Origin of the sequence: Neorhizobium populisoli (assembly GCF_019430945.1) — a bacterium.
Taxonomy (GTDB): domain Bacteria; phylum Pseudomonadota; class Alphaproteobacteria; order Rhizobiales; family Rhizobiaceae; genus Neorhizobium; species Neorhizobium populisoli.
On record NZ_JAHYCB010000007.1, the window covers coordinates 108,994 to 124,846 of the forward strand.

Here is a 15,853-nt window from a genome sequence, read left to right on the forward strand (position 1 = left end):
AGAGATAACCGTCTTAGCGGACCGCAGCCGATGGCTGCGGCATTCCGCGTTTCGGCCGCCTGATCGACCGCGCAGCACCCCGGCGGGCTGCCCCGAGCAGAGCTGAGACAAACCAGCCGCAGAACAATCCGCCCGCCGCCCAACTCAACCCCGCCAGATCGACCGGAACCGCCGGCTTGAAATCCCTCCAGGCATTCGCAAAGGTGGTGGAATCCGGCTGCTTCATCACCACAAACGGCTTCACCATGTTCGGGGCAAGCGTCAGCTCCCGCTGCTGTGCCGCGAGCGACTCATATCGATGGAAGGTGCGCTTCATCGCCTCGCCCTGATTTTTCAGGAAAGTTTCCGAGGAGCGGGAATAAACGCTGAGTGCGGCCTGGCGATCCAGTCCGTTGTGGTTGGCCTGCGCATCGAACTCCGAAATGATGATCTTTAGCTCGTCCAGCGCGCCGCCGATCCGCTGGCGATATTGCTGCGCGAATTCCGGCGCCTGCGAGAAGAAGATCCCGCCGAGCAGCGCCATCGCCATTGTCAGCATTCTTCCGAGCATGAGCATGGATCGCCTCGAGCCGTTGTTTCATGTCGTCAACGGCGAAATGTGGCTAAAGGTTGCGCTAACGCGACCGGACATGCTCCATGCGAAAGCCGAGACCGATCAGCCGGCCGGCAAGATGGGCAAGCAGCGGAAACCGTGCGATGCCCCGAATGAAGGCGGGCGGGCCTTTGCGCTTGCGCTCGTCCGCCTGATCCACCTTGCGGCTGCTGCGCATCATCAGCTGCAGCTTCTGGGTCGCTCTGGTCGGGAAACCACGACGTTTCTCGACGGCAGCCAGATCATCGTTTGATAAGCGCCCCTCACGAAGCGGCCGCGAGAGGATATTCGCTGCAGCCACCGCATCTTGTATCGCAAGGTTCACGCCCACGCCGCCGATCGGCGACATCGCATGTGCGGCATCGCCAATGCAGATCAGACCGGGCCGCCACCATTGCTTCAACCGATCGATACGCACCGTCAGCAGGCTGGTGTCGTCGAAGGATCGGATTTCCTGCAGGCGCTCTGCCGACAGCGGCGAAACCTCGGCCACCATCTGCCGGAAGGCCTCGATACCCTTCGCCCTGATCTCTGCGAATGTCGTCCGGCGGATCACATACCCGCACTGCCAATAGTCGCCGCGATCGATCAGCACTAAACCTTGCCGCGGCCCGGCATGGCCCATCACCTCATGCGGATCGCCCGGTTGCTTAGAAAGCTTCATCCAGACGACTTCGCTTGGGGTCCCGAAATTCTCGATCTCCAGACCGGCCTTTTCGCGAACGATCGAATTGCGACCGTCGGCGCCGATTACGAGCTTTGACCGAACCGTCATCCGTCCTTCTGGCGTCTCCACAGCGAGCCCAGCCACCCTGCCCTGCTCCTCCAGAACATCAGCGACCCTCGCCTGCATGATCAGACGGAAATTCGGATATTGCCCTGCCTTGCCTGCCAGGAAATTCAGAAAATCCCATTGAGGCATGAAGGCAATGAAGCGGTTCTTCACCGGCAGGCGGGAAAAATCCGCCATGGTAGTCGTCCGGCCGCCCATTTCAGCCGTCAGCTTTGGCGCCCGTGTGTGCGGCAGTTTCAGAAATTCGTCGATCAACCCAAGCTCGTGCATCACTTCGAGCGTCGAAGGGTGGATCGTATCGCCGCGAAAATCGCGCAGGAAATCCCCATGCTTCTCGACCACCACGACATCGACGCCGGCCCGCGCCAGAAGCAGGCCGAGCATCAGCCCGGCCGGGCCGGCGCCGGCGATCACGCATGTCGTTTCGATTTCCCGATTTTCGCTCATCGCTTACTTTCGCCTGCCGACCACCGCGGGATCAAGCTGCACTTGGTCGCAGCCGGTCTGAATTCAAGCCCCGCACTTGAGGCGGGCGGCGTTCGCTTGTAGACCAAATCAGTATCAGGAATGGAAGACATCATGGCCGAAACCGGCAAACGTCGCATCAGCATTCTCGGCTCCACCGGCTCGATCGGCGTCAACACGCTCGATGTGGTGAACCAGCTCGGCGGGCGCGATGCTTTCGATGTGGTGGCGATCACCGGCAATGCCAATATTGCACTGCTGGCCGAACAGGCGAAGGCCAGCGGAGCCAGGCTCGCCGTTACAGCCGAAGATGCGCATTACGGCGCGCTGAAAGATGCGCTTGCCGGCACCGGCATCGAAGTCGCCGCCGGCCGCGAAGCCTTGATCGAAGCCGGCGCGCGCGACGCCGATCTTGTCATGGCGGCCATCGTCGGCACCGCCGGGCTCGCGCCGACGCTGGCCGCAGCCAGACGTGGCGCCGATATCGCGCTCGCCAACAAGGAATGTCTCGTTTCGGCCGGCGAACTTTTCGTGAAGGCCGTGGCGGAAGGCGGCGGGCAACTGATCCCGGTCGACAGCGAACACAGCGCCATCTTCCAGTCGCTGGAAGACGACCAGCATCACGCCGTCGAACGCATCGTGCTGACCGCTTCCGGCGGTCCATTCCGCACCTGGACACGCGAGCAGATGGCCGGCGTGACAGCGGACATTGCCCGCGCCCATCCCAACTGGTCGATGGGCCTGAAAATCTCGATCGGCAGCGCCTCGATGTTCAACAAGGCGCTGGAAATGATCGAGGCAAAGCATCTTTTCAACGTCGCGCCCGACCAGATCGAGGTCATCGTCCATCCGCAGTCGATCATCCATTCGATGGTTGGTTATCAAGATGGTTCGGTGCTGGCTCAGCTCGGCTGTCCGGACATGCGCACCGCGATCGGTTATGCGCTGACCTATCCCAACCGGTCGAAGCTGGATGTCGACCGGTTGGATTTCGCCAAGCTCGCAAGACTGGATTTCGAGGCACCGGATGAGGCGCGCTTCCCCGCCATCCGCCTTGCCCGCACCGCCATGCAGCGCGGCGGCGTGCAGGGTGCGGTGATGAACGCGGCGGAAGAGATTTCCTTCCACGCCTTCTGCGCCGGAAAAATCGGCTTTCTCAACATGGCGGATATTGCCGAACAGGTCATGGACGACATGACTGGCTATGGCGCGGCGATGTCGATGGATGAGGTATTTGCGGCGGATGAAGAGGCGAGACGCCGGGCGGGCGAGATTGTCTCGCAGCGGGAGATGGCGGCTTAAGGTCGTTATCCTTGGGAAGCGCCGTTCAGTGCTCCCCGTCATGCTCGGTCTTGTACCAAGCATCTGTCCACGTCGAATGTGCTGAAACGGCTTAGATCCTCGGGACGAGCCCGAGGATGACGGAGAAAGCTACCGGCTTCCCCGTGAAATCAAGCCACATGCCTTGCCAGCGCGCACCGCGCCCAGAGCTGGTGCAGCGAACCGACCAGATGTTCGATGTCCGCATCCGTGTGCAAAGGCGTCGGTGTGATGCGCAGGCGCTCGGTCTTGCGCGGCACGGTCGGGTAGTTGATCGGCTGCACGTAGATGCCGCAGGTGTCGAGCAGGATGTCGGAGATCCACTTGCACTTGGCCGCATCGCCGACCATGACCGGCACGATATGGCTCGGATTGTGCATATGCGGAATGCCCTGCTGATCCAGCATCACGCGCAGCTTCTTGACGCGATCCTGATGGCGAACCCGCTCGAACGGGCTGTTTTTCAGGTGGCGGATCGAGGCGATCGCTCCAGCAGCCAAAGCCGGCGGCAGCGAGGTCGTGAAGATGAAGCCGGACGCGAATGAGCGGATGAAGTCACAAAGTGCCGTGGAAGCCGCGATGTAACCGCCCATCACGCCGAACGACTTGGCAAGCGTTCCCTCGATAATGGTGACACGATCCATCAGGCCTTCGCGCTCGGCAATACCGCCGCCGCGCGGGCCGTACATGCCGACGGCATGCACTTCGTCCAGATAGGTCATCGCGCCGTATTTGTCGGCGAGATCGCAGATTTCCTTGATCGGCGCGATATCGCCGTCCATCGAATAGACGCTTTCGAAGGCGATCAGCTTCGGCGCCTTCGGATCGGCAGCCGCCAGCTTCGCTTCGAGGTCGTTCAGGTCGTTATGCTTCCAGATCACCCGCTCGCACTTGGCGTAACGAATGCCTTCGATCATCGAGGCATGATTGAACGCGTCGGAAAAGATGATCAGGCCGGGGATTTTCTGGCCGAGCGTGCCGAGTGACGCCCAGTTGGACATGTAGCCGGAATTGAAGATCAGCGCGTCTTCCTTGGCATGCAAATCGGCAAGCTCACGCTCCAGCACGACGTGGTAGTGATTGGTGCCAGAAATATTCCGGGTGCCTCCCGCACCCGCGCCACAGTGATCGATGGCGTCTTTCATCGCCTGGATCACGGCGGGGTGCTGGCCCATGCCGAGATAGTCGTTGGAACACCAGACGGTCACTTCCTTCGGGCCGTCGGCGGTGTGACGGGTGGCGCGCGGAAAATTGCCGCGATGCCGTTCGAGATCGGCGAACACGCGATAACGGCCTTCCTTGTGAAGTCCGTCCAGTTCGCTCTTGAAAAATGCCTCGAAATCCATGTCACACTCCAGAACCTGCTTTGGTTTTGGTTTCAGTCGCGCTTTTCGTCAACCCCGGATCGCGCCAATGGAACCAACCTGCGGCAAAAGGCCCGCTTTTTTTCAATTATTCCAATGAAAAGCTAATCGATACCGAAGATGTGAGAATTGATCCACGTCAACAGGGCCGGAAACTGCGGTTTTTACCGCATTCCGACCCCGTTTATCGATGCCGATTCGAGCTTAGCAGGCGGAGACCACCGCTCGCTTTGCCATGACCTTCACCAGGTTTGCGCGGTATTCCGCATTTGCATGCAGGTCGGACATCAGCTTGGAAGCGTCGACCGCGACATTGGCAATCGCATCCGCCGACCAGTTGCCGGCCAGCGCCTGCTCCATGCCCGCCTGGCGGAAGACGCCGTCAGAACCGGCACCGGTCACCGCCACACGAACCCCACCGGCTGTCTTCGCCACGAACACGCCGGTCATCGCAAAACGCGAAGCCGGGTTGTTGAACTTGGCGTAACCCGCCTTTTCCGGAGCATCGAAGGTGACAGCCGTCACCATCTCGCCCTCTTCCAGCGCCGTTTCGAACAGGCCGATGAAGAACTCGTCGGCGACAAGCGACCGTCGATCGGTGACGATGGTCGCGCCGAGCCCGAGCAGGCCGGCCGGATAATCGGCCGCCGGATCGTTATTGGCGATCGACCCGCCGATCGTGCCCATGTGGCGCACATGCGGATCGCCGATATGGCCGGCAAGCTGGCAGAGTGCCGGACAGACCGCCTTGAGTTCCCGCGAGGCGGCAACATCCGCATGCGGTGTGGCCGCTCCGATCGTCACCTTGCGGCCTTCGACCTTGATGCCCCGGAGCGCCGGGATATGGCGAAGGTCGATGAGGTCGCTCGGCGCGGCAAGCCGCTGCTTCATGGTCGCGATCAGCGTCATGCCGCCGGAGAGGTATTTGCCCTCGTCATGCGTCGCTTTGGTTTTCACGGCATCCTCGACGGAGGAAGCGCGATGGTAGCTGGTTGCGTACATAGGTCGTCCTCCTCAATGAGCCGCGTGAAGCGCCTGCCAGACCTTCATCGGGGTCGCCGGCATGGTCAGTCCGTTATTGCCGATCGCGTCGGTGATCGCGTTCATCAGCGCCGGCGGCGAACCGATGGCACCCGCCTCGCCGCAACCCTTGATGCCAAGCGGATTGCTCGGGCAAGGTGTGTTCTGATGCGACAGGTTGAACGACGGCAAGTCGTCGGCGCGGGGCATGGCGTAATCCATGAAGCTCGCGGTCAGAAGCTGGCCGTTCGCATCGTAATGCACGCTTTCCAAAAGCGCCTGACCGATGCCCTGCGCAATACCGCCATGCACCTGGCCCTCGACGATCATCGGATTGATGATATTGCCGAAATCGTCCGCTGCGACGAATTGGATGATATCCGTTTCGCCCGTATCCGGATCGATCTCGACTTCGGCGATATAACAGCCGGCCGGGAAGGTGAAGTTGGCCGGGTCGTAGAACGCCGTTTCCTTCAGCCCCGGCTCCATGCCGGCGGGCAAATTATGCGCAGTATAAGAAGCAAGCGCCACCTGGAACCAGGGCAGCGCCTTGTCGGTACCGGCGACCTTCAGCTCGCCGTTCTCGATGACGATGTCCTGCTCGTCCGCTTCCATCAGATGAGCAGCGATCTTCTTTGCCTTGGCTTCGACCTTGTCGAGCGCCTTGACGACCGCCGACATGCCGACAGCGCCGGAGCGGGAACCATAAGTACCCATGCCCATCTGCACCTTGTCCGTATCGCCATGCACGATGTTGATACTGTCGATCGGCACACCGAGACGGCCGGCAACGAGCTGCGCAAAGGTCGTCTCATGCCCCTGGCCGTGGCTGTGCGAACCGGTCAACACCTCGATCGTGCCGACCGCATTCACACGCACTTCTGCTGATTCCCACAGGCCGACACCGGCCCCGAGCGAACCAACCGCCGCCGAAGGTGCGATGCCGCAGGCCTCGATATAACAGCTCATACCAATGCCGCGTTTCTTGCCATTGGCTTCGGAGGTCGCCTTGCGGGCTTCGAATCCGGCCCAGTCCGCCGCCTGCATCGCGGCATTCAGCGAGGCCTCGTAGTCGCCAGCGTCATAGTTCATGATGACAGGCGTCTGGTAGGGAAAGGTCCGGATGAAGTTCTTGCGACGCAGTTCCGCCGGCGAAATGCCGAGTTCCCGCGCCGCCGTCTCCATCGTCCGCTCCAGCAGATAGGTCGCCTCGGGACGCCCTGCGCCACGATAGGCATCGACCGGCACGGTATTGGTATAGACCGTGCGGACATTCGCATGGATCGCCGGAATGGCGTACTGGCCGGACAGCAGCGTCGCATAAAGATAGGTCGGCACGGCCGAGGAGAAGAGCGACATATAAGCGCCGAGATTGGCGATCGTATCGACCTTCAGCGCTGTGATGCGGTGATCCGCATCGAAGGCCATCTTCACCTTCGAGACATGGTCGCGGCCATGGGCGTCGGTCAGGAAAGCCTCGGTCCGGTCGGACGTCCACTTCACCGGCACACCGGTCTTCTTGGAGGCCCAGAGACAGACAATCTCTTCCGGATAGATGTAGATTTTAGAGCCGAAACCGCCGCCGACATCCGGCGCGATGACGCGCAGCTTGTTTTCCGGCGCCACATTGTAGAAAGCGCTCATCACCAGACGCGCCACATGCGGGTTCTGGCTCGTCGTGTAGCAGGTATAATGGTCTTCAGCGCCGTCATAGATACCGAGCGTGGCCCGCGGTTCCATCGGGTTCGGCGAAAGCCGATTGTTGTGGATTTCGATCTCGGTGACATGCGCGGCTGCAGCGATCGCCTGATCGGTCGCATCCGGTTCGCCGATCTGCCAATCGAAGATCAGGTTGTCGGAGGATTCCGGATGGATTTGCGGCGCACCGGCTTTCAGCGCATCGACGGCTTCGGTCACGGCCGGCAGCACGTCGTAATCGATCACCACGGCTTCGGCCGCATCGCGCGCCTCGCCCAGCGTGTCCGCCACCACGATCGCAATCGCATCGCCGACATAACGCACGGTATCGGCCGCCAGCGGGCGCCAGGCACCCATCTTCATCGGCGAGCCATCCTTGGAATGGATCATCCAGCCGCAGATCAGATTGCCGATACCGTCTGCCAGCAACTGCCTGCCGTCCAGCACGTCGATGACGCCGGACATGGCCTTGGCGGCGGACACGTCGATGGATCTGATCTTGGCATGCGCATGAGGACTGCGAACGAAATAGGCATATCTCATGCCCGGAGCGGTCATATCGTCCGTATAACGGCCCTTGCCGGTCAGGAAGCGTTTGTCTTCCTTGCGGGTAACGCGTGCACCGATTCCTTCAACACCCATTTTCATCTCCTCCCGAGATGGCAATTACTGTGCAGTGATTAGGAGCTAGTTGGTCCCGAACTATCGCTGGTAAGCGACGGCCGCCTTATTCCGCAGCCTGGCGGCCGCCCGCCATTTCGGCATCGGCGGCAAGGATCGCCTTGACGATATTGTGGTAGCCGGTGCACCGACAGATATTGCCTTCGAGCCCGGCGCGGACCTTCTCTTCGGTCAGCGAACCGCCTTCGCGGTTGATCATGTCGACGGCAGTCATCACCATGCCCGGCGTGCAGAAGCCGCATTGCAGACCGTGATGTTCCTTGAAAGCCGCCTGGACGGGGTGAAGCTCGCCCTGACCTGCAAGACCCTCGATGGTTGTGATCGTCGAACCGGAGGCCTGCACGGCCAGGATGGAACAGCTCTTCACCGAATGCCCATCCATATGGACGACGCAGGCACCGCACTGGGTGGTGTCGCAACCCACATGCGTGCCGGTCAGGCTGAGCTTTTCGCGGATGAAATGCACGAGCAGGGTGCGATCCTCGCACTCGCCGCTCACCGTGCGGCCATTCACCGTCAGCGTCACTTTCGTCATATTTTCCTCCTCGTGTCCCTCCCGGACACGGCAATCATCATTTGCCTTTTTGCCTGGGGGATCAACCACTACTTTCTATGGAACATGCAATATTTTGGTCGACCGTCTGACAAAAATCAGGTCGACCGTCAGGCGCCCGAACCGAGTAACTATCGGCAAACCAAACCGAAATTCCGTCTCAAAAGTGATCAATCGGATATGGACTCTTGGTGCTTGCGACCTATTCTTCTCATCGAAGGCCGGAGCGACCGGCCGCAAGAATGAACCCAGGAGGATCTCATGAAAAAGGTCATCGCACTTCTGCTGGTCGGCGCCGCACTCGCGAGCTGCACCGCAACCGAACAGGGTGCCGGCATCGGCGCCGCATCCGGCGCCGTCATCGGCGGCCTGGCAACCGGCAACGTCCGCGGCGCGGCCGTCGGCGCTGCAATCGGCGGCGTTTCCGGCGCCGTGATCGGCTCCGTCGCCGAACAGCCCGGCCAGTGCTATTACCGTGACCGCTACGGCCGCCGCTATATCGACGATTGCCCGCGCCGTTACTGATAAACGCTCGGATTGCATTAAAATCTGTGGCCCCGGAGCAAGTTCCGGGGCTTTTTATTTCATGAAATCATCACGAAAGACGCGGGAGGGGTACCCCACCCGGTTTTTTGCGGTTAAGTAGGTCACTTCGTTGGAAGCATGACGGCTTCCGGTCGGGGAAACGACAGTCAGTTTGCGTATGCGGAACGAAAACACTGGGCGGGCTAAAAACCGGAGGCTGAAGGGGGCAGGTGTTGCAGCACTGCTGGCCGCAGCCTTGACGGTCGCTCCGCCGCTCGCGACCAACGCATTCGCCTTCAAGCTTTTCGGCATCACCCTTTTCGGCGACGACGATGACGACACCGTCGAGGTGATCGATCCCGTGCGCTACGAACCGACCCTTCAGACCGGCAATGCCGACAAGGATCTGAAAGACCGTCTGGAATCCGCCGCCGCCCTCATCACCGATAAGGAAAAGCCGGTTTCCGGCGATCTCGGCGTCATCATCAAGGCGCGCGAGGATCGCGACCGGCTGATCGCCGTACTTTACGAAGAAGCGCGCTACGGTGGCACGGTGAAGGTCTCCGTCAACGGCACCGATATCGACCGCCTGCCGCCCAACCCGACATTCGACCACTCCAAGCCCGTTCCGGTGACGGTCAGTATCGACCCCGGCCCGCTCTTCAAGCTCGGCTCCATCAGGTTCGATGGTGATCTCAAGGGCAGAAACCCGGAGGATTATGACCTCGTGCCCGGCGGCGAAGCCGGTTCGAGGCTCATTCTCAAAGCGGGCGAAAAGCTGCTCGTCGACCTTAAGGATGAAGGCCGGCCTCTTGCCAAACTGACGGAACGGAAAGTCACCGCCGACCATCGCACCAATACGCTCGATGTCGTGCTCGGCGCGGTCGGCGGCCCAGTCGCGCCGTTTGGCGCCGTCACGGTCAAGGGTTCGCGTAGCGTCGATCCCGCCTTTATTAGCCGTTATTCCCGCCTCGACAAAGGCGGCCGCTACTCCCGGGAACAGCTCAAGAAGGCCAATGACCGGCTGCGCGAACTCGGCGTTTTCTCGAGCGTGACCATCCATGAATCGGAAAAGCTGGCGCCGGATGGCTCGCTGCCGCTTCTGATCGAGGTTTCCGACGGCAAGCAGCGCTATTTCGGCCTCGGCGCCGAATATTCCTCGTTGGACGGCGCCGGCCTGCAGGGCTATTGGGGCCATCGCAACCTCTTCGGCGAGGCGGAATCGCTGCGCATCGAGGGCAAGGTATCCGGCATCGGTGCGACGACCGACGTTTCCACCTTCGATTATTCCGCCGGCATCATCTACACCAAGCCCGGCGCCATCGTACCGGAGGCCACGTTCGAATCCCGTCTCGAAGCCAAGAGCGAGACACCCGACGTCTACGATGCCCAGACCGTCGTTTATTCCGCCAGCCTCGCTTACGAACTGAACGATACGGACAAGATCAAGGGCGGTGGCGAGATCGCCTGGATCAATACAGACGATGCCTTCGGCAAGAACCAGTACCTGACCTTCAGCCTGCCGATCTCGTTCGAGCGCGATACACGCGACAACAAGCTCGATCCGACCGAAGGTTATTATGGAACGCTGTCGGCCAAGCCGAGCTACGAGTTCCTCGACGGCACCGTATTCTCCTCTTTCGAAGGGGCGATTTCCGGTTATCTCGGCTTCGGAGAGGAAAACGGCGTGGTCCTGGCCGGCAAACTTTCGGCCGGTACGCTGATCGGCGGAGATGGGCTTGAAACTCTCCCGGCAACGCGCAGATTCTTCGCCGGCGGCGGCGGATCGATCCGCGGATATACCTATCGCGAAGTCTCGCCCTACAATAATGACGACGAGGCGACCGGCGGGCGCTCTTATGCCGTGGGATCTTTCGAAGTGAGGGTAAAAGTGTCAGAAAACATAGGCATTGTACCTTTTATTGATGTCGGTACGGTATCGACCGGAATCATGCCTGATTTTTCTGATATTCGTGCGGGCGCAGGGATTGGCGTCAGATATGCCACGCCTTTTGGCCCGCTCAGACTGGATGTTGCAGTTCCACTGCAAAGATATGACGGCGGCAGCCAATACGGTATCTATGCAGGCATAGGGCAAGCATTCTAAATGGCACCTCGAAAGGTTAACGAGCGGGCATGACGCTGATGGTTCGCATGATGAAATGGATCTTGAAGGCTGCGCTTGGCGCGGTCGCGGTCCTGTTCGTCATGGGGCTGGGCGTCGTGCTTTTCGTGGCCCTGACGCCGGTCGGCGGCCGCGTGGCAGCAGACCGTATTTCCCAGATCGTCTCGACCCCTGACCGTGGCATTACCTTCACCCGGCCCGAAGGCTTGTTAACGGGCGATCTCAAGATCGACAGCCTGACCCTGTCCGACGATGCCGGCCCCTACGCCCAGATCGGCGGCATCAAGGTGGACTGGTCGCCGACCTCGCTGGTGACCGGCGTCTTCCGCGCCGACCATATCTCCGCCGATACCGTCAATTTCATTCGCCCGCCCCGCCCGCCGAAACCGGCCGCGCCCGGCGCTTCGAACTCCAGCTCTTCCGGCTCGCCATTGCCGGTCGGTATCCGCGTTGCGCAAATCGACCTGCCGGATGTCAACCTGTCGCAGGCACTGTCGGGCGGGCGTGACTTCTCACTCTCGGTCAAGGGCTCGATCGACGCGACCGGCCCAGACATCTCCCTCGACCTGCAGGCGACCCGCAAGGACGAGCCGAACGCCAAGGCCTCCGCCGACGTCGTCTATGCGCCGACCGAAAACCGCTTGACGCTGAAGGCGGCGATTTCCGAGCCGAAGGGCGGCCTGCTCGCCCGTCTTCTCCGCCTGCCGGGCGCCCCCGCGGTCGATCTTGCACTCGATGGCGAAGGACCGCTTTCTGATTGGGCCGGCAAGCTGCAGGGCAGCGTCGGCGGCGTTCCTGTGATCGACGTCAACGGCAAGCATCTCCTGGTCGAAAACGAACGCCACCGCATTGAAGTCACCGGCGGTGGCCAGTTGTCCACCCTTCTGCCGCCAGCCTTCCGGCCACTGTTCGGCGGCACGACGGATATCAATATCGCCGCCATCTACGCGCCGTCCGGCCGCGTCGATATCGAGCGCGGCGACTTGGCTTCCGGCGCCGTTAAGATCGGCGCCAAGGGTGCCTGGGACCCGACCGGCGACAACAGCCTGACCGCCAGTCTCAACGGCATGAACGGCCCGGTGGATTTCGTCTGGCCGATCAACGGCCAGGAGAGCCGCTTCTCCTTCGAGAGCATCAATTTCACGCTGAACGGGGCCGCGACCTCCGCGCGCTTTAACGCGACCGCCGCATTGAGCGCCGCTCAGGTGCCCCAAGGTCGGTTCAACCAGATCCGCCTGCAGGCCGAGAGCGAAGACCTGAACCTCATCACGCGATCCGGCAGCGTCCGCAGCCGTTTCACGGTGGCTCGCACCGAATTCACCGATCCGGACCTCAACCGGATCGTGCGTGGGCCGGTCACGCTTGACGCGCCATTGCGCCTCGCGCCGCCGGCGATCGGCCTCGATGCCGCGACCTTCGACAGCCAGAATGTCAACGGCACGCTATCCGGTGCCTATGACATGTCCAAGCAGGCTGTCACCGGCAACTTCCGCATCTTCGCCAACCCGGTCGTGCTGCCGCCTGCGCTCTCTTCCAAGTTCGACGGCAAGCTGTCGGCCGAAGGTTATGTCAACGCCGTTACCGGTGGCCGCGTCAGCCTCGAAAACTTCGTGATGCGTTCCAACGCCGTCGAGGCGCATGGCAGCGTGCTGCTCGAAAACCAGAAGGTGACCGGCAAGCTTGCAGGCCGTGTACCGGACCTCAAGCGCTGGCTGCCGGAAGCCGAGGGTGCCGCGGGCTTCGACATCGCGGCCAACGGACCGCTGACCGCCGTCGGTATCAAGGCGATTGTCAATTCCGCCGATGCCCGCCTTGTCGGCCGCAAGCTGCAGGACATGAGCTTCGTGCTCGACGGCGTTGCCGACCCGAACGCCCCGAAGGGCAAGCTGACCGCGACCGGTTCGCTCGACGGCCAGCCGATCAAGGTCAATGCCGACCTTGCTTCGGCGCAGGGCCGCACCAGCGCGCCGGCCATTTCCGCCGAAGTCGGCCCGAACAAGCTGAACGGCTCGCTCACCTTCTCGCCGGACTTCATGCCGGAAGGCCAGCTGACCTTCGACTTCCCGGATGTCGCATTGCTGGCCGCCCTCGCCGCCCAGCAGGCGCAGGGTGACCTGCGCGGCACCGTGATGTTCAGCAATACCGGCGGCAAGGCAGGCGCCGCGATCCGCGCTTCCGGCAATGCGTTGCGCCGCGGCGGCATCGAGATCGCCCAGCCGAACATCGATCTCGCCATTCCTGACATCAAGGCGATAGCCGCTCAGGGCACGGTCAAGGCCGCCCGGATCGGTGCAGGCTCGGTCGGCCTCAACGACATCAATCTCGGTTTCCAGCACGCCGGCAACCGCACCGGCTTCAATCTCGCCGCCCAATATGACAATGCTCCGCTGAATGCGATCGGCGACATCCAGACCGGCGCGGATATCTCCGTCGGCATCGACAGTTTCACCGCCACGCCGCGCAATATCCCGATCCGTCTCGCACAGCCGACCCGGATCGCCATCGCCAATGGCGGCGCGCGGCTTGCCGGCCTGACGCTCGCAACCGGCACCGGCAGCGTCACCGTCAACGGTTCGGCGGGAACCAATCTCGACGTGACGGCCAAGATCAATGCGCTGCCGGCGAGCCTGCTGAACAGCTTTGTCCCGGCAATCAACGCGGCCGGTACGATTTCCGGCTCGATTAGCGCCACGGGCGCTGCGACAGCACCGGCCGTCAAATATGACCTAGAATGGAGTGATGCACAGCTTCGCCAGACGCGCGACGCTGGCATCAGCCCGTTTCGCCTCCAGGCTAGCGGAAGCTTCGCCAACGGGACAGTCGCACTAGACGCGACGAAACTGACCGGTTCCGGCGGGCTCGATCTTTCGGCCACCGGCCGCGTCATCCTGAAGGACGGCGTGCCGGCGCTCGACATCAACGCCCGCGCCAATGCCGTGCCGGCCAGCCTCATCAATGCCTTTGCGCCGACCATGGGCGCCCGCGGCACGATTTCAGGCACCGTCACTGCCACCGGCACACCTGAAGCACCGGCAGTGAAATATAATCTGCGCTGGGCCGATGCCGGCGTTGCGCAGACCGCATCGGTCGGCCTGACCTCGGTCGATGTCAATGCCAATGGCACCTTCCAGAACGGCACCGTCACCGTCGATACCCGTCTTTCCGGCGGCGGCGGAATTTCGCTCTCCGGCGGCGGTTCGGTCTCGCTTGCGGGCGCAAAACCGCTGAACTTGAAATTCGACGGCCGTCTACCCTTTTCCATCCTCGCCGGTCAGCTGGCCGCGCAGGGTTTCGTGCTGGAAGGCACCGGCAATGTCGATATCGCCGTCGGCGGCACCGCGGCCGCGCCTGCGATCACCGGCACAGCCTCCACCTCTGGCGCCCGGCTCGTCGACGTGCGCCGCAACCTCGCCCTGACGGACCTTGCCGCCAATGTCTCGCTGGACGGCAAAAGCGCCAACATCTCTCGCGTATCGGCCAAGCTCTCGGGCGGCGGCACCGTCTCGGTTAACGGCTCGGTCGGCATCACTCCCGGCTCCGGCTTCCCCGCCGACCTGAAGATCACGCTTGCCAAGGCGAGCTATGCCGACGGCACGCTGTTTGCCGTCACCGCCGACGGCGCGCTGACGATCACCGGACCCTTGACCTCCGGTCCGACGCTTGGCGGCAAGGTGACGCTGACCAAGGCTTCGATCACGGTGCCCGCCCGCCTGCCGACCTCGCTTTCGGCAATCGACATCCGCCACCGCAATGCCCCGCCGGATGTGTTGCGGCAGATGGAGGAGTTGCGGCCGAAGGGCGCCAAGGGTGCCTCCGATCCGATCGCGCTCAACCTGCAGATCAGCGCTCCGAACGGCATCTTCGTGCGCGGCCGCGGCATCGACGCGGAACTCGGTGGCGATCTTACCGTCACCGGCAATGCGATCGCTCCGGTGATCTCCGGAGGTTTCGAGATGCGTCGCGGCCGGATCGTCATCCTCGCCAAACGTCTCGATTTCACCGATGGCGATATCAAGTTCGGCGGTGGCCTCGTCCCGATCCTCAATATGGAAGCCAGCACGACCTCCGCGGCTACGACGATCATCGTGAAGGTCACCGGCGTCGCCAATGACCCGACGATCACCTTCTCCTCCTCCCCTGCCCTGCCGCAGGACGAGGTCTTGGCCCGGCTGATCTTCGGCCAGTCCATGTCGCGGCTTTCGCCGCTGCAGATCGCCCAGCTCGCTGATGCCGTCACCCAGCTTGCCGGCGGCGGCTCTACCTCGCTGCTGGAGACGCTGCGCAGCAATCTCGGCGTCGACGATCTCGACATCAACACGGATTCGACGGGGCAGACGACCGTTTCGGTTGGACGCTATATCAACAACCGCACTTATCTGCAGGTCGAACAGGGCGGCGCGGGCGGCGCTCAGGCAACCATCAATCTCGATGTGGGCCGCGGCGTCAAGCTGAAGGCCGGGGCCGGCACCGAAGGCGGCACCGCCGGCATTTTCTACGAAAAAGAATACTGAGCCTATAGGCGCAAATCACGAACTGCCGAATACACTTTCGCCCTTTCGTTGCGCCGGCAAGTAAACATCAAAAAACATCAGCAACCACAGAGAGAAATCCTCTATCAAAAGCAATTAAATCGCGTAATTGTCATATTTAGACTTATTCATCGTTGACGCGATATTAATTTCAATCGTTTATTTCTAGCATAACGTCGCTCATTGAA

General features: G+C 61.8%; 10 protein-coding genes. 4 read left to right on the plus strand and 6 right to left on the minus strand.

Annotated elements, in window-relative coordinates; translation table 11 throughout:
• Nucleotides 1-13: 13 nt before the first annotated feature.
• Together KX729_RS20655 and KX729_RS20660 are read right to left on the minus strand one after the other, a co-directional pair.
• The gene (locus tag KX729_RS20655) at nt 14-556 is read right to left on the minus strand and encodes a DUF2937 family protein (RefSeq protein WP_219744379.1); all 543 of its coding nucleotides are present in this window, start codon (nt 554-556) and stop codon (nt 14-16) included.
• 58 nt (nt 557-614) lie between these two features.
• Complete coding sequence (locus KX729_RS20660) at nt 615-1,832, minus strand: FAD-dependent oxidoreductase (protein ID WP_219744380.1); 1,218 nt, start codon at nt 1,830-1,832, stop codon at nt 615-617.
• A gap of 132 nt (nt 1,833-1,964) precedes the next feature.
• Between KX729_RS20660 and dxr the strand changes: the two genes are divergently transcribed.
• Nucleotides 1,965-3,152, plus strand: a complete 1,188-nt coding sequence (gene dxr / locus KX729_RS20665; protein ID WP_219744381.1) for a 1-deoxy-D-xylulose-5-phosphate reductoisomerase — start codon at nt 1,965-1,967, stop codon at nt 3,150-3,152.
• A gap of 149 nt (nt 3,153-3,301) precedes the next feature.
• Here the strand turns inward: dxr and hemA are convergent, their stop codons facing one another.
• The 4 genes from hemA to KX729_RS20685 all read right to left on the minus strand — a co-directional run bounded on the left by hemA (nt 3,302) and on the right by KX729_RS20685 (nt 8,468).
• Complete coding sequence (gene hemA / locus KX729_RS20670; RefSeq protein WP_219744382.1) at nt 3,302-4,516, minus strand: 5-aminolevulinate synthase; 1,215 nt, start codon at nt 4,514-4,516, stop codon at nt 3,302-3,304.
• Between the two features lie 222 nt (nt 4,517-4,738).
• Nucleotides 4,739-5,536, minus strand: a complete 798-nt coding sequence (locus KX729_RS20675) for an FAD binding domain-containing protein (protein ID WP_219744383.1) — start codon at nt 5,534-5,536, stop codon at nt 4,739-4,741.
• 12 nt (nt 5,537-5,548) lie between these two features.
• The gene (locus KX729_RS20680; RefSeq protein WP_219744384.1) at nt 5,549-7,894 is read right to left on the minus strand and encodes a xanthine dehydrogenase family protein molybdopterin-binding subunit; all 2,346 of its coding nucleotides are present in this window, start codon (nt 7,892-7,894) and stop codon (nt 5,549-5,551) included.
• Between the two features lie 85 nt (nt 7,895-7,979).
• Nucleotides 7,980-8,468: a (2Fe-2S)-binding protein gene (locus KX729_RS20685; RefSeq protein ID WP_219744385.1), complete on the minus strand. Its 489-nt coding sequence runs from the start codon at nt 8,466-8,468 to the stop codon at nt 7,980-7,982.
• A 279-nt stretch (nt 8,469-8,747) separates the two neighbouring features.
• Between KX729_RS20685 and KX729_RS20690 the strand changes: the two genes are divergently transcribed.
• The 3 genes from KX729_RS20690 to KX729_RS20700 all read left to right on the plus strand — a co-directional run bounded on the left by KX729_RS20690 (nt 8,748) and on the right by KX729_RS20700 (nt 15,647).
• Entirely contained in the window at nt 8,748-9,011 is a 264-nt protein-coding gene (locus KX729_RS20690; RefSeq protein ID WP_219744386.1) for a YMGG-like glycine zipper-containing protein, read from the plus strand.
• A gap of 178 nt (nt 9,012-9,189) precedes the next feature.
• Nucleotides 9,190-11,118 (plus strand): autotransporter assembly complex protein TamA, encoded by a 1,929-nt coding sequence (locus KX729_RS20695; protein ID WP_219744668.1) that lies wholly within the window; start codon nt 9,190-9,192, stop codon nt 11,116-11,118.
• A gap of 29 nt (nt 11,119-11,147) precedes the next feature.
• Nucleotides 11,148-15,647, plus strand: coding sequence for a translocation/assembly module TamB domain-containing protein (locus tag KX729_RS20700; RefSeq protein ID WP_219744387.1), 4,500 nt, complete (start codon nt 11,148-11,150; stop codon nt 15,645-15,647).
• The last annotated feature ends 206 nt before the right edge of the window (nt 15,648-15,853 follow it).

Coding starts and splice junctions, on each gene's coding strand:
- KX729_RS20685 (WP_219744385.1), bottom strand. CDS start 8,468: ATGACGAAAGTGACGCTGACGGTGAATGGCCGCACGGTGAGCGGCGAG.
- KX729_RS20680 (WP_219744384.1), bottom strand. CDS start 7,894: ATGGGTGTTGAAGGAATCGGTGCACGCGTTACCCGCAAGGAAGACAAA.
- KX729_RS20655 (WP_219744379.1), bottom strand. CDS start 556: ATGCTCATGCTCGGAAGAATGCTGACAATGGCGATGGCGCTGCTCGGC.
- KX729_RS20675 (WP_219744383.1), bottom strand. CDS start 5,536: ATGTACGCAACCAGCTACCATCGCGCTTCCTCCGTCGAGGATGCCGTG.
- KX729_RS20700 (WP_219744387.1), top strand. CDS start 11,148: ATGACGCTGATGGTTCGCATGATGAAATGGATCTTGAAGGCTGCGCTT.
- dxr (WP_219744381.1), top strand. CDS start 1,965: ATGGCCGAAACCGGCAAACGTCGCATCAGCATTCTCGGCTCCACCGGC.
- hemA (WP_219744382.1), bottom strand. CDS start 4,516: ATGGATTTCGAGGCATTTTTCAAGAGCGAACTGGACGGACTTCACAAG.
- KX729_RS20695 (WP_219744668.1), top strand. CDS start 9,190: ATGCGGAACGAAAACACTGGGCGGGCTAAAAACCGGAGGCTGAAGGGG.
- KX729_RS20660 (WP_219744380.1), bottom strand. CDS start 1,832: ATGAGCGAAAATCGGGAAATCGAAACGACATGCGTGATCGCCGGCGCC.
- KX729_RS20690 (WP_219744386.1), top strand. CDS start 8,748: ATGAAAAAGGTCATCGCACTTCTGCTGGTCGGCGCCGCACTCGCGAGC.